Origin of the sequence: Lactobacillus isalae (assembly GCF_947539375.1) — a bacterium.
GTDB lineage: Bacteria > Bacillota > Bacilli > Lactobacillales > Lactobacillaceae > Lactobacillus > Lactobacillus isalae.
In genome coordinates, this window is record NZ_OX443569.1 from 1,665,730 (window position 1) to 1,686,002 (window position 20,273).

Consider the following 20,273-nt stretch of genomic DNA (forward strand, 5'->3'; position numbering starts at 1 on the left):
AGCTTCCCTTCGTATTTCTAAATATATATTTTTTATTCATTTAATGGGTAAATAAATAGCTTCCCCATCTTACTGGCTCTTCAACTGTCGGTAATAACATGAATACTACTACAATAATCCAACCAAATGGAATAAAGACTAGCCATAGCCACCAACCACTATAGTTAATATCGTGTAATCTTCTTACTGCATAACCCAAAAGTCCTAATTTTATCCAAACTAATAAAATGAATAAAATTAGTTCAATCAGCCAAACGCCAAAACCGATATGTGTAAGAACCCAATTTACATCATTCCTAGATACCGCCAAAATACCGCTTGGAATAAAAACAGCCATCGAAATAATCCCAATCAAAAACGTTAATAAAAATTGAAAAGCAAACGCAATCCAAAAAGCTTTACGCGTGCTACGTACATTCCATGTAAAAGGATAAATAAATAATCCCTTAAAAATCTCACCAATTGATGGATCAGGAATATCACTTTTTGGTGCATGATATTCTTGTTCATAATATGGTTTTTCAGGCATGCCTCTCACCTCATTTTTAATTATTTTCAGCTTCCGCAACTAGTTTATCAAAATTCTGATCCTTGTGCTTTTTAGCTAATTCGGGTGTCTTCCAATAAACTTGGTTAGTCCATTTACCTTCTCCATTAGCCAAGATCACAACTGGTTGCCCATCTAAAATTGTGTAACCATAAGAAGTTCCATAGCCACTATTAACTGTCCAACCAAATAGCGTAATATAATTGACTCCTTTTAATTGTTCAGTACCATTAAAAGCCTTAACCCAAGTATGTGTATCATTTAAATATTGATCAGAAAATTGTTGATGTTTTTCAAAATATTCTTTATCTGGCACATGAATTTCATAGCTACTATCATCAGTTTTAAGTGTATGTTTGCCAAATTCGATTTCTGTTAACTGATTATTACTTTCACTCTTAGTACGGCGATTTTTATCCATGCTATACCATTTACCTTGCAGTTTCACTGGAACACTATACAGTCCCTTATCACCAGCAACCTTACTAGTTTTTACTCGCGTTCTTACGTTCGTCGACAATTTTTACATTCTTAATAATCTTATTAACCTTGTCGCCATCATTATGTTTATTCAAATACTTAACCATCATTTTAACGTCAGCAGACCCGATTTCCTTATCCTTGTGATAAAAGAAAATTGTTGGGTCATTCTTGGTGTAATAGAAATATTTATCTCCATCAGCTGTAGCAATTTCATATGCGACATCGCTACCATTTTGCATATATGAATAATCTTTTCGGTTGTGAAGTTTGACTGTAACAGTATTATTTTGAGCTTGTTTAAAAGTTTTCTTCCAAATATTAGGATACTTTTCACCAGCGTAAGCAATTGTAATTGCGGTTTGCTTTTTAGTAGTCAGATTATTTGCCGTAATTTTGCTGTTCTTTTTAACTGTTGTTGTCTTTTCTGTTGACGAACTAGAATTATTACTTTGTGTATTACTACATGCCGTTATCATCGTACAGCTTAACAAACCAATTAAGCCAATTGATATTATCTTTTTCATCATTAATGCCTCCGAAACAAATTACCTCTCAAGTTTATTAAAGCACTCTGTTATTTATTACCCAAGAAATATAGCCCTAATTATTAGCCATTATTTTTCTTCCTGATACATCAAAGCATCCCCTAAGGACTGAATTTGTTACAATAAGGACAAAGCACCTACAAAAGGACGTGAAGATAATGTCAAAATTTAGTTGGAAAAATGTATTAATTGCAGGTACCGCTGCTGGTGTTATTTCTGGATTAGTTAAGTTAGGCTGGGAAAATATTCTCCCTCCAAGAACACCAGAGAGAAATAAAACCAATCCACCACAAAAATTACTTGAACAAATGGGTGTACCCGCTAAATTAACTCACGCAACTTACACTTATTCTGGTGAAAAATTACCATGGGTAAGCTATCTAGTTCACTTTGGATTTTCTATTTCCTTTGCAACAGCCTATGCTGCCTTGCTCGAAAAGAAAGTTAAGTGGCTAACTGTTGACCAAGGCGTTCCATTTGGCTTAGCAGTTTGGATTGCTTTTCACTTAGTAATCATGCCATTAATGAAGACTGTTCCTTCTCCTAAAGACCAACCGCTAGAAGAACATGTCTCAGAAGCGCTAGGCCATATTGCTTGGATGTGGACTAATAATGAAATTGCAGAAGTTGTCTTAGAACAATTAAGACATAATAAAAAGGAGCATTAGTGCTCCTTTTCTTTTACTATAAAATTGATAGGATATTATTTAGCATATGCGTTAAGACCGAATATCTAATATCCTTTGTTTCCACATATGTCCATGCAAGGATCATTCCCATTACCCAGTAGAGATAAATAAATTTACTAAACATTGGATCGTGACCATAAGCAAAAACAAAACCACTTGCTACAATGCCAACCCACTTATTAAGGTTATTATCTGCTGGGAAGAAAGTATTAAAGAACAGCGCTCTAAAAATGAACTCTTCACAAATTGGAGCTACTACAACAAGCAAAATATTAAACATCGGCGATGCTACTTTTCTAACCTCGTCAAGTTCTGCTTGGTTCTGAGAAACAGTGTTTCCGCCAATCAATCTAATATAAGCTACTTGAAAAATTACCAGAGCAAAAAAGGCAGCTACTGCGATAATAATTCTCTTCACATCCCAGTGTGGTTTAGCATTAAAGAACCAATCATTTTCCTGCTTAAGCTCTCTTTTATAAATCCAATACATCCAGTAAATCGCCGCTACCGTTAAAACGGCTAGAATAATTGCAAATAATAAGTTCACCTTTTTTTGTGCATATCCTAATTGCAAAACTGTATAAAACACAAAGGCAATAATCATTACTGCTAAATTACCTAAAAAGCGTAAAAAAGTCTTCATTCGAACACTTCCCCTAATTGAAATTACCTACTTTTTTTCTTTATAATTATTTATCAAAAAGACATAAGGACATTTAATCATGCAATCACAACTCATGCAATCTTTACATCAATTTCTTAATTTTACCATGCATCATAGAGTAACAATCACTACTTTATTGATGTTTACGTTTTTATTACTATTTTTATTTTCTTGGTTAATTGAACCGCGTCGGTTGATTAACGGATTAATCTTTACAGCATTCGGGCTTACCTTTTTAGCTTGGGCTGCTATCTTAATCATTTCGCAGCATAACGCTGTTTTGACCTCATCATTTGCATTCTTGGCCTTATTAATCATGTTTGGGATCTTTTTCCTTGTTACATTCTCATGGATCTTCTTTCTTTGGAATGCTTATTTTGTCTGGAAATATGAAAGTCACTCGCTTCCAAACCTTTTAACTCTCATTATTGGATTATTCTTAGTAGGATTATGGACGCTATATCGTTTAGGCGTCTTTCATAAGCTACCAGGCTGGCTTCATTCTTTAGTTGCTGGCGCAGCTTTAATTGCTTTTTATTTACTATTTGTAATGTACAATTTCTTACTCAATCTGGTCTTATACCAAATTGTGCCCCGCCACTACAAACAAGATTACTTGATTGTTTTAGGAGCAGGCCTTATTAATGGTAAAAAAGTTTCGCGACTTCTTGGCTCAAGAATTGATCGTGCAATTGCCTTTTCTAATAAACAATACGATAAAGGCCATAAGCGTCCTAAATTAATCATGTCTGGCGGTCAAGGAAAAGATGAAGATTTATCAGAAGCAGAAGCAATGAAGGATTATGCAGTTAAACGTGGCTATGATCCAGACCTAATTTTGCTTGAAGATAAATCAACTAATACTTATCAAAATATGGTCTACTCTAAAGAAGTCGCCACTAAAGATTATGGTAGCGACAATTTCAAAGCTAAGTTCTTTACCAATAATTACCACCTCTTTAGAGCTGGTCTATATGCCAAAATGGCCCACTTAAAAGCTAACGGCGTTGGTTCTACTACAAGATTTTATTTCTTACCAAATGCTACAATCCGTGAATTTGCTGGGGTGTTTATCATGCATAAGAAACGCCACTTTGCTATTATTGGTTTAATCGCAATTTTATTTATAATCCAAGCAGTTTTTGCCCTTTTAGGATGGACAAGATACTTAATTGCTTAGAGAGGAAAAAAATATGCTACAACTCTTACATCTAAAAAAGACATATCATGTTGGTGATACTGTCACACATGCACTCGACGATGTCACAATCAATTTTCGAAATAACGAATTCGTCGCTATTTTAGGACCAAGTGGATCAGGTAAAACGACGCTTTTAAACGTAATTGGTGGCTTAGATCATTACGATTCCGGTGATATTATCATTAACGGTAAATCTACCAAAAACTTTTCTCAAACTGACTGGGATGCGTATCGTAATAATTCTGTCGGCTTTATCTTCCAAAGTTATAACCTAATTTCCCACTTATCAATTATTGAAAACGTAGAATTAGGTATGACTCTTTCTGGCGTAAGCAGTAATGAGCGCCATGAAAAAGCAATCGCTGCTTTAAAACGAGTTGGCCTTGGCGATCATTTAAAAAAACGTCCTAACCAATTATCTGGTGGACAGATGCAACGTGTCGCTATTGCCCGGGCAATAGCTAATGATCCTGATATTCTTTTGTGTGATGAGCCAACCGGTGCTTTGGATACGAAAACTAGCGAAAGTATCATGAAGCTAATCAAAGAATTAAGTCATGATAAGTTAGTCATCATGGTAACCCACAATCCAGAATTAGCTGAAGAATATGCTAGTCGGATTGTTCATTTTCAAGATGGTAAAATCCTTAGTGATTCAAATCCTTTTGAACCAAAAAAGGAGGTAGAAGACACCTTTAAACTCAAAAAGACCAAGATGTCTTACTGGAATGCACTAAAATTAAGCTTTACCAACATTATGACTAAAAAAGGCAGGACCTTTTTAACGGCTTTTGCTTCAAGTATCGGAATCATTGGAATTGCAATTGTCTTAGCCTTGTCACATGGTTTTCAAAAGCAAATTAACGATACCCAAAGTAAAACACTAGCCAAATTTCCGATTTCTATTTCACAAACAGCAACCGATATGGACGCTGCCACAAGTCGAAATGAATCAGATAAAAACGTCAAAAATAAGGGCTATTTAGTTGCGTCTAAACCTGACAATGAAAAGAATACGCACGAAAATAAAATCAGCCAGTCTTACATTAATTATGTCAAAAAGATTGATCCTGATTATGCTAACAACATTTCCTTCATCCGTGGCACCCAACTTAATCTTTTAACTAATGATAATGGAAAAATTAAACATGTAGAGTTTTCTAATGTTAATAATTCCGGTTCAGCTATTGCTAGTGCACAGCTCCAAGGAATGAACAGTGTTGGCATTAATACCAGCGTCTTTCCAAAAACACTTGACTCAAAACAAGGAACATTTTTAAAAGATAATTACCAAATTCTTGCTGGATCTTGGCCTAAATCAAATAACGATGTCGTTCTTGTTTTAAATAATAAAAATCAAGCTAATATCAACGCACTTAAGAATTTAGGTATTTCCATTAAAGACGGTCAAAAGTTAGATCTTAATAAGCTTGTTGGTCGTACTTTTAAAGTAATTAGTAATAATGATTACTACCAAGAACTACCGACTGGAAACTTTGTTCCGCAAAAAGCTTCTAAGTCAATGTACGATTCAAGCAACTTAACCTTAAAATTAACAGCTGTCATTCGCGGTAAAAATAATAGTCAAATGGCTCTTTTAGATAACGGAATTGCTTATAGCGATGGTTTGACGCAAGACATCATTAAACAAAATGAAAATTCAAATATTGTTAAAGCTCAAAAGAATAGCTCAACTAACGTCATGACTAATCAGCCAATGAACAAAAATCAAAAGGAGCAATTCATTGCTTCTCTAGGTGGCTCAAGCATCCCTACTGGTATTCTTATTTATCCAAATTCCTTTAAGTCAAAAGATAAAGTACTTGATTACTTAGACAAATATAATAAAGGAAAAGCGAAAAGGAACCAGATTATTTATACCGATATGTCAGGTACAGTAACTAAATTAACTGGTGGCTTACTTGACGGTATCACTGATGTTTTAGTTGCTTTTGCTGGAATTTCATTAGTAACTTCTATGATTATGATTGGTATTCTAACCTACACTTCTGTCTTAGAACGTACTAAAGAAATCGGTGTGTTAAAGGCTCTTGGAGCTAGAAAACGCGACATTACCCGTGTCTTTGATGCAGAAACATTTATTTTGGGACTATTTTCTGGGATCTTAGGTATTTTCATTGCTTATCTATGTACATTTCCAATTAATGCCGTCTTATATGCAATTACCAATATGAGCAACGTTGCCCAGCTTGATCCAATGCAAGCTTTAATCTTAGTGATTATTAGTACTATCTTAACCATGATTGGCGGACACATTCCAGCTCGAATGGCAGCTAAGAAAGATGCAGCAATTGCATTGAGAAGTGAATAATGATTTTTTAAATAAGGACTTCATATTGAGGTCCTTATTTTTTATCTCTATTTTAACTAAGAAAAAAATTATAGACTTATTCTTATATATTATTGAAAACGATAATAAGAAAGTATATGCTTAAGGTAACAGATGTTATATATGTGGATATAGAAATAGGTGAATGAAAATGTTATCGGGTGTAACAATGTTAGATCTTGCCCGCTTCCAATTCGCAATGACTACAGTATTCCACTTCTTCTTTGTTCCCTTCTCTATCGGGATGGGATTCATTGTATCAATCATGGAAACACTCTACGTCGTTAAAAAGGACGAAGTATATAAAAAGATGGCTCAATTCTGGGGGAAAATCTATTTATTGAGCTTTGCTGTAGGGGTAGTTACAGGTATTATTCAGGAATTCCAATTCGGAATGAATTGGTCTGACTATTCTCGTTTCATGGGAGATATTTTTGGTGCTCCATTAGCTATTGAGGCTTTACTTGCCTTCTTTATGGAATCTACCTTTATTGGCTTATGGATGTTTACCTGGAATAAGTTTAAGCCAGGTCTTCACTGCGCTTTAGTTTGGATTTCATTTATTGGTTCTACGTTAAGTGCAATTTGGATTTTAACGGCTAATGCCTTTATGCAACATCCTGTTGGCTATGTTATTAAAAATGGCAAAGCACAAATGGCTAGTTTCTGGGCTTTAATTGCAAACGAACAACTTTGGGCTAGTTTCCCACACGTAGTAATCGGTGCGATCATTACTGCTTCTTTTGTAGTAATCGGTATGGCTGCTTTTGGCTTGCTAAAAAAACGCGATGTCATCTTCCACAAGAAGTCAATGAGAATTGCTTTATGGGTTGCCTTATTTGCATCAATTGCCGAAATTGGTGCTGGGGACTACCAAACTCAAGTAGAAATTCATGAACAACCAATGAAGTTTGCTGCAACTGAAGGTGTTTACGATACTACTAGCGACCATGCTCCGTGGGATATCGTTGCCAACCTAAACACTAAAGAACACAAAAATGAAGGTGCAATCTCTATCCCTGATGTATTAACTATTCTTACCTACCATAAGACTAGTGGTTCCATTAAGGGTATGAACCAAATTAATAAAGAATTGCATGAAAAATATGATAAAAAGTTTGGCAAAGATATGAGCTATTATGTTCCTGTTAAGACTTTGTTCTATAGTTTCAGAATTATGGCTGGATTTGCTGCCTTATTTGCACTACTTGCAATCTTAGGATTAATTTGGACTCGTCCAAAGAAGAATACAATTGAAAATAAGCGTTGGTTCTTATGGATTCTTGGTATCTCTACTTTCCTTCCATTTGTTGCTAATACTTGTGGTTGGTTCATTACAGAACTTGGGCGCTTCCCATGGACTGTTTATGGACTATTCACAATCGCAGATTCAATCTCTGCAAGTACAACAACCGGCGAGCTTTGGTTCACAAATATTATGTACTTCCTAATCTTCTCAACTCTTGGCGCAGTAATGATTTACTACTGCAAGCGTCAACTTGACATGGGTGTAGCTGGTGCACTTGAAAGGGGTGCATACTAATGATCGACGGAATTGATTTTTTACAGTTGCTTTGGTTCTTATTAATTGGACTACTTTTCATGATCTTCTACTTCACTGAAGGTTTTGACTACGGTGTAGGTATGGCAACTAAATTTTTAGCAAGAAATGATCAAGAAAAGCATCTCATGATGGAAACAATTGGACCTCACTGGGATGGAAACGAAGTATGGCTAATCACAGCTGGGGGTGCCATGTTTGCTTCATTTTCTGACTGGTATGCAAGTCTATTTAGTGGATATTATATTCTGCTCTTCTTTACCTTATTTGCCTTAATTATCAGAGGGGTATCATTCGAATTCTCTGCCCATGCAGAAACTGAACATGGCTTTAGAATTTGGACTGGAACTCTATTCTGGGGAAGCTTATTAGCACCATTTTTCTTAACTATGATGTTTGGAAGCTTAATTCAAGGTGTTCCAATTGATGCGCAAGGAAACATGAGCTTAAGTTTCTGGAACATTGTTAATCCACTATCAGTTGTAGCTGGAGTTGCCGGCGTACTTCTTTGCTTAATTCATGGAATTAACTTCTTAAGATTGAGAATTGATGATCCAGAATTAAGCGAACGTGCTGCTAGTTTAAACGAAAAGCTTTATCTTGTAGCATACTTAGGTGAAATCGCCTTTGCTTTACTAATCTTCTTCCAAACTGATTTCTTTAAGTTAAGACCAATTTCTTCAACAATTATTACCTTAATCATTGTTGCCTTAACTGCTTGGTCTGATATTGCCTTAATTAAAAATAAGCAAGTAGCAGCCTTTGTAACAAGCGGATTAACTTTAGTTGCTGTTGTTGGATTGTTATTCAACGGACTATTCCCACGTGTATTAATCGCTACTGATCCAGCTCACTCACTATTAATTAAGACTGCTGCTAACTCCAAATTGACACTTGAGGTAATGACGATTGTAGCTCTTATCCTCTTGCCAATTGCATTAGCTTACATCATCTGGTCATACGTAGTCTTTAGACACCGGATTAAGGTAAACCAAAATGCCTAATCTAGAACAGGAATAAAAATGATTGATAAACGACTTTTCAAATTACCAAAAGCCAAAATCATGCTCGCAATGCTTGCAGGACTAATGTTCTTGCAAGCATTTGCTATTTTAGGACAAGGTATTTTCCTTGCCCATGCAATTGTTGGCTCTTGGAAGCGTCAACCTTTTACTGATATCGCACAAGATGTACTACTTTTTTTGATTTTTTACTTATTAAGACAGGGTATTAATTGGTTTCAAAAATGGTATATGAACCGTTATGCAAATCAAACAACCGCACTTTTACGTCAGCAATTACTTAATAAAACCTATGACGGCGGAATTGCTCTTGTGTCCAGAATTGGAACCGGAAATTTGGTTTCTACCCTGCTAGACGGAATGGATGAAATTTCTAATTATTTATCTTTAATTTTTCCAAAACTAATTGCTCTTGCTATCGTTCCTTGGGTTATTTTGATTTATATTTTCACCCTAAATGCTCTGTCAGGCTGGATTCTACTATTAGTATTTCCCTTGCTAATCCTATTTATGATAATTCTTGGAACAGCTGCTCAAAGCAAGGCAAGTAAGCAATATGCTGGCTATGTCAAATTGCAAAATCATTTTGTTGATGCTTTACGTGGTTTAAGTACCTTGAAAGTACTAGGCCTTGCCAAAAGATATGGAAATATTGTCTATAAAAATAGTGAAAATTATCGTAAAAAGACAATGGGTGTACTAAGAGTAGCAATCCTATCAACATTTACGCTTGATTTCTTTACGACATTATCAATTGCAATGATTGCCATGTTTCTTGGAATTGGCTTAATTAATGGCAATTTAATTCTTTATCCTTCACTAGTCATTTTAATTTTGTCACCAGAATATTTTTTACCAATTCGTGATTTTGGTAATGACTTCCATGCAACGTTAAACGGTAAAAACGCCCTTGGCCAAATTTTTGATATTTTAGCTTTTCCTACTACTCCGCAAGAAGATCAATTATCTAGTTTCACGTGGAACAAAGATAGTGCTTTCATAGCTAATAATCTTTCTTTTAACTACGCTCATGTTGATCAAAGCAAGTTTACTGTTAATAAAAACGCTAAAATGAGCGGCGTTGTAAAAAAAGAGAAGTCGACTAAAGCAGTCAGCACTCATCTAGCCGATGAATTACGCAATATCAACCTAAAACTTACTGGTTTTCAAAAAGTCGGTATCATTGGTCCCACAGGAGCTGGTAAGACAACTCTAATGCGAATTCTTGCCGGTTTTCTTACCCCACACCTTAAAGACGATAATTTTATTATTAATGGGCAAAATCTTACTCAACTTAATCAAAAGAATTGGCAAAATCAGATTACTTATATTCCACAAGATCCATTCATGTTTGCAACTAGTATTAAAAACAATCTAACTTTCTATAACCCTAATGCTAGCCAAGAAGAAATTGATGCCGCCTTAAAGGCAATGGACTTAGACAACTTTGTTGCCAGTCTAAAAGATGGTTTAAATACTAGAATTGGTGAAAACGGACGTGGTATTTCTGGTGGTCAAAAACAGCGAATTGCTTTGGCACGTGCATTTTTGGCAAAAGAGCGAAAGATTCTATTCTTTGATGAACCAACTGCTCACCTGGATATTGAAACTGAATACGAATTAAAGCAGCCCATGAAGAAATTAATGGAAAACCATTTAGTATTTTTCACAACTCACCGCTTGCACTGGTTGAATGACATGGACTGGTGTCTAGTGATTGAAAATGGGGAAATTGTTGAACAAGGCACACCTGCTGATTTAGCTAAAAATGGAACTGCCTTTAAGAAACTAACTCAGCCACTGAAAGAAGACCTATTATGATGAATAAAAAATTTTCTTGGAAAAATGATCACTGGATCAAACCATACTTAGCACAATATAAATGGAACTTTCTCTTAGCAATTTTTCTCGGCGTTGTAATGTTCTTTTGCGGTGGAGCTTTGATGTTTTATGCAGGCTATACCATCGACAAGGCCGCTACTCGTCCTGAAAACATTTTGATGATTTATGTACCAATCGTTTTAATGCGAGCTGTTGGTATCGGCCGGCCTTTATTTAGATATTTAGAGCGTTTAGTATCTCATAACTGGATTTTACGTGTTACTAGTTCTTTGAGACGAAGATTGTTTTATATTGCTGAAAAAAACACCTCAGCTGTTGGATCCAGCTTTCAAACAGGAAGCATTTTATCGCTTCTAACAGATGATATCGGTCATTTGCAGAATCTTTACTTGAGAACTATTTTTCCTGCAATTTTAAGTTACTTAGTTGGCTTTATTGTAGTGATTTTACTCGGCCTGTTCTCCTGGTCTTTAGCCGGCGTAATCGCAATTTTACTAGTTGCAGAATTAGTATTAGTTCCCTTCTTTTCTCTTTTAAAGCAGGCTGCTGTCCGCACTAAGGAAAAAGAAGAAAAAGCGCAGCTTTACACCGAATTTACCGATCAAGTTTTGGGAGCTGGTGACTGGAAGATTTCGGGAAGACGGGATGCTTTTTTCAATCAAACTAAAGGAACTCTAAAATCTTTAGGTCAGCATGAAAAAAAGTCTGGAAAGTTCGATTGGGCAAGAGACTTCGGTCTTGAATTTATCTTTGGCTTGATGGCAGTTGCACTTCTTTATTTCACCAACCAAACTCTTACTTACAATCAAGAAGCAGCCAACTATGTTGGAGCAGTCGTCTTAGCACTCTTTCCCTTATCAGATGCCTTTATTCCAGTTGGCCAAGGCATCGAAGAATGGCATACATATAGTGATTCCGTAAAGCACTTAAATGAATTAAAAGTACCAGAAAATACTCTCCCTGCTCAAAAACATCTTGATCCTGCTCTTGCGGATACCTTAAGAGTTTCGGATATTTCATTTACTTATCCCAAAGAAGATTATCCAATTATTCAAAACTTTTCTCTTACCTTAAAAAGAGGACAAAAAGCTGCTTTAATCGGTCCATCAGGTGCTGGTAAAAGCACTATCTTGCAATTAATCTTGGGTGATTTAAAACCTAACCAGGGAACCGTAACACTGGATAATTTTAATGTTCTTGAACTTCAAAAAGAACGCTCAAAATTATTCTCTGTCCTAAATCAAGAGCCGTTTTTATTCAACACGACGATTTATGAAAATTTAAAAATGGCTAATCCAAACGCTAATGCTGATCAAATGATGCAAATTTTAGAAAAAGTACAACTAGCCGATTTTGTTAACTCATTACCTAAGAAATTAGATACCGAAGTAGCCGAAGCTGGAGCACGCTTTTCTGGCGGTCAGAAAGAGCGTTTAGCACTAGCACGTGTACTTTTACAAGATACGCCAATTGTCCTCTTAGATGAGCCGACAGTTGGTTTAGATCCACTCACAGAACAAAAGCTCTTGAATTTAGTATTTGATGTCTTAAAAAATAAGACAGTCGTTTGGGTAACCCACCACTTACAAGGTGTAAAATATATGAACGAAGTTCTCTTCTTTAAAGATGGAAAAGTCACAATGCAAGGAGATCCGCATGAGCTCTTTAAACACAATGAACACTTCCACCAACTTTATTTAATGGATCAAGGACTAATCTAAAAATAGAAAGAAGTTTACTATGTCTGCTGAAGCTAAGCAAGGCTACTATGAATTAGTTGAACCACGTACGCTGTTTAATTCCATTATTCCGGTCTTATTAGGAATGATGTATACCGAATATAATTTTCAATTGTTTAGAATTTTCCCCACAATTGAAATGTGTATTGCTACCATTGTTTTACAAGTTTTTATGAATGTAAATGATGGCTATTGGGATTATAAACGTGAAAAAGCTGCCAAAACTGGCGACCATAAGAAGAATCCGATTGGTAAGTATCATCTTAATCCTAAACACGTTTTAGCTTTTGTTTGGATACTATTCATCATTTCAGCTGTTTGCGCTGTTCTGATTGGATTTCAAACTAATATCTATATTTGGATTATTGGAATTATTTGTTACGCTATTGCTATTTCCTATTCAACGGGTTCACATACAATTTCTGCTGGACCCTTTGGCGAAATTGCAGCTTGTTTTGCAATGGGTTTTGGTATTTTCTTGGTAATGGTTTATATTAATGTTTGTTCTAAGGTCTCTTTTAATTGGAACTTTATTTGGCCAATTATTCTAGCGGCTGGAATACCGGAGATTTGTAACTTTACTTTAATGCTTGGTAACAATTTATGTGATCATGACGCAGATATTGCAAATGGACGCCATACTTTAGTTTCATACATTGGAATCAAAGGCGGCTTATATTTATTTGTGTTTAACTATTTACTAGGATTTTTCCTAACTGGTTGGGCAATTTGGATTGGTGTGCTTCCTTGGAGTGTAGCTTTAATTTTAATTTGTATTCCAACCATCTATAAGAACATGCGCTTTCTTTGGAAGATTCAAACAAAGCCGAAATCATTTCCTAAAGTTGTTCAAAATACGCAAGTATTGTTTATTACTGAAGCCGTTGGGTTCTTTATCGGTTTGATTTTAAATCTTAGAATTAGATAATTAAAAAGGTCAAAACTTCATCTTAGTACGAAGTTTCGACCTTTTTTATTTCAAATTATTTTTATTGCTTCCATGCTGCATCAAATTTTGCTTTACCAGCTTTAATTTGATTATCAACATTTTGACCATTCTTAGCTGCATACAAAATCTTAGCCATAATTGGATCTAATTGACTGTAGGCAGCATTTGAATTCTTAGCTACTGGAATACTGTACAAGTGTTTCATAGCACCTTCTAACTTAGCTGGGAGCTTAGTTTTGGTATTTTCCTTGTATTCTTTGGATTTCACAACAGAATTATTAACTGGAATGTAGCCAGTTGCATTTGCCCATTTAAGTTGAGTGGATTTAGAAGTCAAAAATTGCATATATTTAAATGCGGCGGTTCTTTGCATTGCTGTTGCTTTATTAAACATGTAAATATCAGTACCTTGCTGCATAGTGTATTTACCAGGGCGTGCAGCTACATCGTAAGTAAACTTGTCACCAACTGCTTTTTTAACGTAGCCTTCACCTGCTGATGTTCCAATATACATTGCTACCTTTTCATTAGCAAATGGACCTGATAAATAGTGTGCTGAGCCAGCAGTTGTGAAGTAGCCCTTCTTCATACCTTGAGCGTAGTAATCAATAACTTTCTTGGAATCTTTGCCAGTAAAGTTAACTTTATCCGTTAAATTAATTCCTTCATTTTTCATACCCAAAGTATAGTAATTAGCTAAAGAATCAAAACCTGCACCAACAACTTGATGGTTACTCTTCTTATAAATAGTCTCTGAAACTTGGGCTAATTCCTTCATAGTTGTAGGAACTTTTTTAATACCATATTTTTCAAACATGGATTTATTATAAGTTAAAACCTCAATAGACTTATTAAATGGAATACCATATTGTTTTCCTTGAATTTTAGCTCCATCTAATAATTCAGTTCTAATATTTGACTTAGCACTACTTCCCCAACCAAGCTTACTGTTATTAATGTATGGGGAAAGATCAACCAACATATTACTCTTAGCAGCATTATAGAGCCAACCAGGATATGCTTGCGTAATTGTTGGTAAATTATTTGGTGATTGTAATGTTGAATTTACCTTAGCTTGTAAATCAATGTAAGAGCCTTGATTTTCAAGCTTGATTTTAATATTAGGGTTTTTCTTTTCAAATTCTGCAGTTAATTTCTCTAATTCTGCACGTTGACCACCATTCATTCCATGCCAAAAGGTGACTGTAGTCTTCTTTGTAATTTTAGTTGGAATATTTTTGGCTGAACTATTTTCTTTATTTCCTTTAGAACATCCAGTAGCAAGTAATGCCAACCCCGCAGCTAAACCTAAAGCAATCTTTTTATATAAATTCATCAAAATCCTCCAGTGATTAAAAAATTGAAGCACCATTTATTGTATCAAACTAAAAAACATACACAAGATGTTGTAGTACAAAAATTGCATTTTTTAGTTTAAAATTTTTTATATTTTAAGCTAGGCATCAAACACGCATTTTATATAGCTTTTGTATATAAAAAATACGTATTAATACGTACATTTAGCAGTAATATATTTATAATTATTCATATTTAGCCTTGAATTACCATTAATAGTCTGCTATCTTTAAATCGTCAACTTCATTAAGTAGTTCTGGAGGAAAAAATGAAGATAAAGAAATTTTTGATTGGCGCCGCTATGGTTTTACTTGCTGCAACAACTGCAGCTTGCTCGAACAGTAAATCTGCTTCTAAATCAAGCGATGGTTATACTCCTAAAGAGTTAAACGTTCAATTCGTTCCTAGTGTTCAAGCTTCTAAACTTGAAGCTAAGGCTAAACCATTACAAGGTTTACTTGAAAAGCAATTGCACATGCCTGTTCACGTAACTGTTTCAACTGATAACTCTGCTTTAGTTGAAGCAATGGCATCTAAGAAAGTTGATGTTGGTTTCTTGCCACCCGATGCTTATGTCTTAGCTCATAAACGTGGCGTAGCGGATGTTTTACTACAAGCACAACGTTACGGCTATGACGAACCAAGCGGTAATTAATGGACAGCTACCGTTCAATGATCGTTGTTAAAAAAGGTTCTAAGATTAAGTCTTGGAAGGATCTTAAGGGCAAAACAATTGCCGTTCAAGACCCAACCTCTACTTCTGGTTACGTTCTTCCAATTGCCGAACTTCACAAGAAGGGCTTAAACGTACCAAAGGATTGTAAGTTAGTTCAAGTTAAGGGACACGATCAAGCTGTTTTATCAGTTTATAACGGAGATACTGATGCTGCCTTTATCTTCTCAGATGCTCGTCCACTTGCTGCTAAAGATGCACCAGCTGTAATGAAAGATGTTGTTCCAATTTACTACACTAAATACATTCCAAATGATACGGTATCTGTTAGAAGCGGTATGTCTAAGTCATTTAAGAAGAAGCTTGCCAAGGCATTCAAGGATATTGCCAAGACTAAGAAAGGTAAGAAGATTCTTGAAAACATTTATCAACATTACGGTTATGTAGATTCTAAAGACTCTAACTTCAACATTGTTCGTGAATACGAAGCTGAAGCTAAGAAAGCTCAAAAATAAGTTTAATATTTTTAAAGGCCACCCTACTTTGACTTGTAGGATGGCCTTTTTCTCGTTTAAAATTAGAATAGATTTTTAACCGAGGTTTTTAAATGAAACTAAATAAAAAAATTTCTCTATTATTAGTAGCAAGTACTATTTTCTTAAGCTTAAGTGCTTGCAGTAAACCCACTCATGAAGAACAAACAAGCAAAAAAACAGATAATCACATTGCCTTAATTTCAGATACCAATGGAATTAAAGATAATTCCTTAAATCAATCTGCATGGCAAGGCTTAAAAAATTACGGCACAAAAAATGGTCTTATAGAAGGAAATAAGGGCTACAATTATTTCATTCCTAAAGACCCTAAAGATTACCAAGCAAGTATTAATGAAGCACTAGATAAAGACTTCTCAACAATCATTGGTGTGGGCTACACAATTAAGCCTAATATTGTTAAAGCTGCTAAAGCTAATCCAAAAAAGAACTTCGTTGTTATTGATACTCACGCTCCTAAGCTTAAAAACTTAGCTAGTATCTCCTTTAAGAACCAAGAAGGAGCTTATCTTGCGGGCGTTTCAGCTGCATACACTACTAAAAATCACACAGTTGGTCTTGTCTTAGGTCAAGATAGTAAAGAAATGAATGCATTCAAAGTCGGATTCATTCAAGGAGTTACAGCCACCAGTCATAAACTTCACAAGCATATTAAAGTATTAACCCAGACTGTAGGTAACTTTTCAGATGCTAACAAAGCACATGATATTGCCCAGGAAATGTATGCTAAAAAAGCTGATGTGATTTTTCAAGTTGCTGGTAAAAGTGGTCAAGGAGTCTTCAAAGCTGCTAAAGAAGTTAATCAAGCACAACCTGTAAAACAAAAAGTGTGGGTAATTGGTTCAGATGAAGATCAAACTAAACTTGGAGATTACCAAGCAAAAGGTGATCAGCCTTCCAATTTTACCCTTACTTCAGTTATTAAGAGCGCTGACCTTGCAGTAGAAAAACTTGCTGATCAAACTGCCAAGGGGAAGTTTCCTGGTGGCAAAAATCTGAGTTATGGGCTCAAAAACAATGGTATTTCTTTAGTTCAAGGAAATTTGCCATATCATACCTGGATCAAAGTTCAGAAAGCTAAACAGAAAATTATTGATGGTAAAATTAAAGTTGAGAAAGATTAATAAATTAAAAAAAGAGAGGTAGTTATTTACCTCTCTTTTTTTAATTGTCACAGATAGTATCTAAAATATTGGCTATGACTTTTTACATTATTTACTTCTCTTATTATTTTTATGAATTAAAGTTGTTTTATTAGAACGCTTTAAGTTTTCAAAAACCTTATCTGAATACCGTGAAATATAAGCAAACACTAGGACATCTACTACAAAGAGTTGACTTATCATTGATGTGGTAGCACCGGACCTAATTTTAGGTTCCCCAATATCTTGTGTAAGTAATATAATATCTGCCTTTTTAGCAATTGCAGTTCTAGGTTGAGCAGTTAGTAACACAGTTTTTATACCAACTGATTTTCCCACTTCTAAAAGATCACCAATTTCAGTCGTCATTCCCTGATTACTAATCAAAATTAAGATATCATTAGGAGCAAAATTTCCAATCTCTGTTGCTGCAATATGAAAATCAGTAGTATAGGTAATGGCTTTGCCCAAACGGAGAAATTTTTGATATATATCATTAGCTACAAGACCTGACGCTCCAACGCCATATGCTAAAATCCTTGAAGACTTATTAATTTCCCCTACTAGCTTGAAAATTGTTTTTTCATCTACTCCACTTTTTGTTATGTCAATTACTGATTTAAACCTTGTGGCCATTTTATCCTTTATGGATGAGACGTCTTCTCCAATATCTATTTCATCGTATTCAGCAGGTTCTTTGGGCGACTGCAGTGAAGCCAGCTCTAATTTTAGTTCACTAAATCCATCAACCCCAACTTCTTGACAGAATCTAACGATCGTTGCTGTGCTAATACCAGTATCTTTAGATAATTTTTGAATAGAAGACTTTATAACTGTTTTAATGTTACTACTTATGTATTCCGCTAAAAATTGTTCTTTTTTTGGCATCTGAGCCTTCTTAGAATGAATGATATTTAAAATATCTGCCATTTTTACTCCTTTATAGTACGAAGTAAGATAAATTCTTGGTTAGGTTTTATCAAATTAATTAAAGGTATATCTTTTTCAATTATTTTTCCTACTACGTTTACTTTTTCATTCGCTGGTAAATTTACCTTAAGTATTTGAATTTCTCCCATATATCTTTGATACTTCCCATTATTAATTGTAATGTCCCCAATGTATCTTTTACGAGAATTATTTTTCTTAATTACAGGTACGTGATGTAGGCGCGAATCTTCACATCTTACTACATATTCTGCTGGATCAGGCCGTTGATTATGTTTTCCGAGTAAATAATCATATACATCTTTATCTCCATTTTCGTATTTTTTTGTATGGAGTAATATTTGTTTTTTGTTTCTATAAATCTCTATCTGTTTTAAACATTCTTTACTAACTCCTCCATCGCCCACATAAATTAAATCTACTCCCATATTTTGCAATTCTAAAATACTAGCTAGTGGACTATAATACCTTTGCCTTTCAAGCGTTGGAAGTCCTTCATATAGGGGACCTCTTAAATTTTCGTCTCCTGCAAAAAATGCTTGAGTAGTAAAACCATATTTTTTAAACATATGAACCTGTTGCTCTAAAAATTTCTGACTAATTCCTGTGTCGGGAGCAGGATAAAAATTAAACCACGCTTGCACATTTTCTTGTTTTATATTTAAAGAAAGTAATTTTTTCAATTCATTTTCATTAAAGGTGCTAGCGTTTATCCCAATTTCTATTAGGTTAGAAATCTCAGCAATTCTTTCAATGGGTAACTTATCATCTATTCGCAAACCAGTTATACCAGATTTCTTTAAGTCCGGAATTGTATTCATTGATATTTTTAATTTTTTTAAACTACTTTGATCAATATCAACCATTACATTAAGATTATGCTCTTTTGCTACTTTACCTAATTCTTGTAGATTTTGTTTATAGCTACTTATATCTTCTTCTGGAATATGAATCGACGTAAAGATCCCTTCAAAACCATTGTTCTTCATTTTTCTAATATATTCTCGTGTTTCATCATCAATATTTTTATTTAAATATACAGAAAAGCCTAACATTTATTCACTCTTTCCAAAAGAAGGTCAAAAAGTATATTACTTTTTGACCTCATTCTTTAATAATTATTGACTACAGAACTAATATTACCGTTATATTGTTTCAAAATATCCATTGCCTTTTCTTTATCAACATCTGTTTTCAACATAGTAATTGCAACTGCAACATTCATATCTGATTTTTTTAATGCATCGCTGGCTACCGATTCTGAAACACCAGTCGCAACTTCTATAATTCTACATGCTCGATCTACTAGCTTAGAATTTGTTGGCATAACATCTACCATTACGTTCTCATAGACTTTACCTTGTTTAATCATAACGCCAGTAGATATCATGTTCAGAATCATTTTCTGAGCTGTACCAGCCTTCATTCTTGTTGAGCCTGTTATTACTTCCGGACCTACTATCGCTTCAATTGCTATATCAGCATATTTCCCAATTTCTGATTTTTTTACACACGCTATAGAAATAGTAAGAGCCTTTATCTGATTGGCATATTTCAAACAGCCTATTACATAAGGTGTACGTCCACTAGCTGCAAGACCAATTACAATATCTTTTTCGTTTAATTTAAGATCTTTTAAATCTTTTTCTCCTAGTTTTGGATCATCCTCTGCACCTTCTACAGCTTGGAACATAGCACTTTGGCCCCCAGCAATTAATCCAACGGCTCTTTCAGGATTGATTCTATAGGTAGGGACTAGTTCAACGGCATCTAAGACCCCTAATCGTCCGCTGGTTCCTGCCCCTACATAAATTAATCTTCCTCCTTCCCTATATCTTTTTGATGCATATTCAATGGCTTTGGCAATTTTCTTATCTTGAGTGCCAACTGCATCTGCAATTTTTTTATCTTCTTGGTTTATTATTTTGACTATTTCAAGAGGAGTAGCGCTATCAATATGTAGAGAATTTGGATTTCGCTGTTCTGTTGTTAAATCTTTAATATCCAT

The 20,273-nt window shown here is 34.8% G+C and carries 17 protein-coding genes and 1 pseudogene; 10 read left to right on the forward strand and 8 right to left on the reverse strand.

The genetic code is table 11. The annotated features are described in order from the left end of the window. Nucleotides 1-40: 40 nt before the first annotated feature. The 3 genes from QM512_RS08140 to QM512_RS08150 are packed head-to-tail and all read right to left on the reverse strand — an operon-like array spanning nt 41 to nt 1,557. Nucleotides 41-529: a DUF805 domain-containing protein gene (locus tag QM512_RS08140; protein WP_282805202.1), complete on the reverse strand. Its 489-nt coding sequence runs from the start codon at nt 527-529 to the stop codon at nt 41-43. A gap of 16 nt (nt 530-545) precedes the next feature. Then, nucleotides 546-1,067 (reverse strand): hypothetical protein, encoded by a 522-nt coding sequence (locus QM512_RS08145; RefSeq protein WP_282805203.1) that lies wholly within the window; start codon nt 1,065-1,067, stop codon nt 546-548. Beyond that, nucleotides 1,033-1,557 (reverse strand): hypothetical protein, encoded by a 525-nt coding sequence (locus QM512_RS08150; RefSeq protein ID WP_282805204.1) that lies wholly within the window; start codon nt 1,555-1,557, stop codon nt 1,033-1,035. The genes QM512_RS08145 and QM512_RS08150 overlap by 35 nt, the downstream gene beginning before the upstream one ends. 176 nt (nt 1,558-1,733) lie before the next feature. Between QM512_RS08150 and QM512_RS08155 the strand changes: the two genes are divergently transcribed. Beyond that, nucleotides 1,734-2,243, forward strand: a complete 510-nt coding sequence (locus QM512_RS08155; RefSeq protein ID WP_003650632.1) for a DUF1440 domain-containing protein — start codon at nt 1,734-1,736, stop codon at nt 2,241-2,243. Between the two features lie 16 nt (nt 2,244-2,259). On the opposite strand, the gene QM512_RS08160 is transcribed toward QM512_RS08155, so the two are convergent. Then, nucleotides 2,260-2,907, reverse strand: a complete 648-nt coding sequence (locus QM512_RS08160) for a CPBP family intramembrane glutamic endopeptidase (protein WP_282805205.1) — start codon at nt 2,905-2,907, stop codon at nt 2,260-2,262. Between the two features lie 79 nt (nt 2,908-2,986). Between QM512_RS08160 and QM512_RS08165 the strand changes: the two genes are divergently transcribed. The 7 genes from QM512_RS08165 to QM512_RS08195 all read left to right on the forward strand — a co-directional run bounded on the left by QM512_RS08165 (nt 2,987) and on the right by QM512_RS08195 (nt 13,571). Next, the gene (locus tag QM512_RS08165) at nt 2,987-4,108 is read left to right on the forward strand and encodes a YdcF family protein (protein WP_282805206.1); all 1,122 of its coding nucleotides are present in this window, start codon (nt 2,987-2,989) and stop codon (nt 4,106-4,108) included. A 13-nt stretch (nt 4,109-4,121) separates the two neighbouring features. Then, on the forward strand, nt 4,122-6,461 hold the full coding sequence (locus tag QM512_RS08170) for an ABC transporter ATP-binding protein/permease (RefSeq protein WP_282805207.1): 2,340 nt from the start codon (nt 4,122-4,124) through the stop codon (nt 6,459-6,461). A gap of 169 nt (nt 6,462-6,630) precedes the next feature. Continuing rightward, nucleotides 6,631-8,022, forward strand: coding sequence for a cytochrome ubiquinol oxidase subunit I (locus QM512_RS08175; RefSeq protein ID WP_282806464.1), 1,392 nt, complete (start codon nt 6,631-6,633; stop codon nt 8,020-8,022). Then, complete coding sequence (gene cydB / locus QM512_RS08180; RefSeq protein ID WP_282805208.1) at nt 8,022-9,044, forward strand: cytochrome d ubiquinol oxidase subunit II; 1,023 nt, start codon at nt 8,022-8,024, stop codon at nt 9,042-9,044. Before QM512_RS08175 ends, cydB begins: the two co-directional genes overlap by 1 nt. Before the next feature lie 18 nt (nt 9,045-9,062). Next, nucleotides 9,063-10,883, forward strand: a complete 1,821-nt coding sequence (gene cydD / locus QM512_RS08185) for a thiol reductant ABC exporter subunit CydD (RefSeq protein WP_282805209.1) — start codon at nt 9,063-9,065, stop codon at nt 10,881-10,883. Continuing rightward, nucleotides 10,880-12,625, forward strand: a complete 1,746-nt coding sequence (gene cydC, locus QM512_RS08190; protein ID WP_282805210.1) for a thiol reductant ABC exporter subunit CydC — start codon at nt 10,880-10,882, stop codon at nt 12,623-12,625. Before cydD ends, cydC begins: the two co-directional genes overlap by 4 nt. Nucleotides 12,626-12,644: 19 nt before the next feature. Continuing rightward, nucleotides 12,645-13,571, forward strand: a complete 927-nt coding sequence (locus QM512_RS08195; protein ID WP_282805211.1) for a prenyltransferase — start codon at nt 12,645-12,647, stop codon at nt 13,569-13,571. A gap of 61 nt (nt 13,572-13,632) precedes the next feature. On the opposite strand, the gene QM512_RS08200 is transcribed toward QM512_RS08195, so the two are convergent. Then, nucleotides 13,633-14,928, reverse strand: a complete 1,296-nt coding sequence (locus tag QM512_RS08200; RefSeq protein WP_282805212.1) for an extracellular solute-binding protein — start codon at nt 14,926-14,928, stop codon at nt 13,633-13,635. A 288-nt stretch (nt 14,929-15,216) separates the two neighbouring features. Here QM512_RS08200 and phnD point away from each other — a divergent pair. Further along, a pseudogene (phnD, locus tag QM512_RS08205) lies at nt 15,217-16,136 on the forward strand (phosphate/phosphite/phosphonate ABC transporter substrate-binding protein). Between the two features lie 92 nt (nt 16,137-16,228). Next, nucleotides 16,229-17,299, forward strand: a complete 1,071-nt coding sequence (locus tag QM512_RS08210; RefSeq protein ID WP_282805213.1) for a BMP family lipoprotein — start codon at nt 16,229-16,231, stop codon at nt 17,297-17,299. Between the two features lie 87 nt (nt 17,300-17,386). Here the strand turns inward: QM512_RS08210 and QM512_RS08215 are convergent, their stop codons facing one another. From QM512_RS08215 to murQ, 3 genes are read right to left on the reverse strand one after another with little or no spacing between them, the layout of a single operon-like run. After that, a complete protein-coding gene (locus tag QM512_RS08215) occupies nt 17,387-18,247 on the reverse strand; it encodes a MurR/RpiR family transcriptional regulator (protein ID WP_282805214.1) in 861 nt (286 codons plus the stop codon). Between the two features lie 2 nt (nt 18,248-18,249). Further along, entirely contained in the window at nt 18,250-19,320 is a 1,071-nt protein-coding gene (locus QM512_RS08220) for a MupG family TIM beta-alpha barrel fold protein (protein ID WP_282805215.1), read from the reverse strand. 56 nt (nt 19,321-19,376) lie between these two features. Then, the gene (gene murQ / locus QM512_RS08225) at nt 19,377-20,273 is read right to left on the reverse strand and encodes an N-acetylmuramic acid 6-phosphate etherase (RefSeq protein ID WP_282805216.1); all 897 of its coding nucleotides are present in this window, start codon (nt 20,271-20,273) and stop codon (nt 19,377-19,379) included.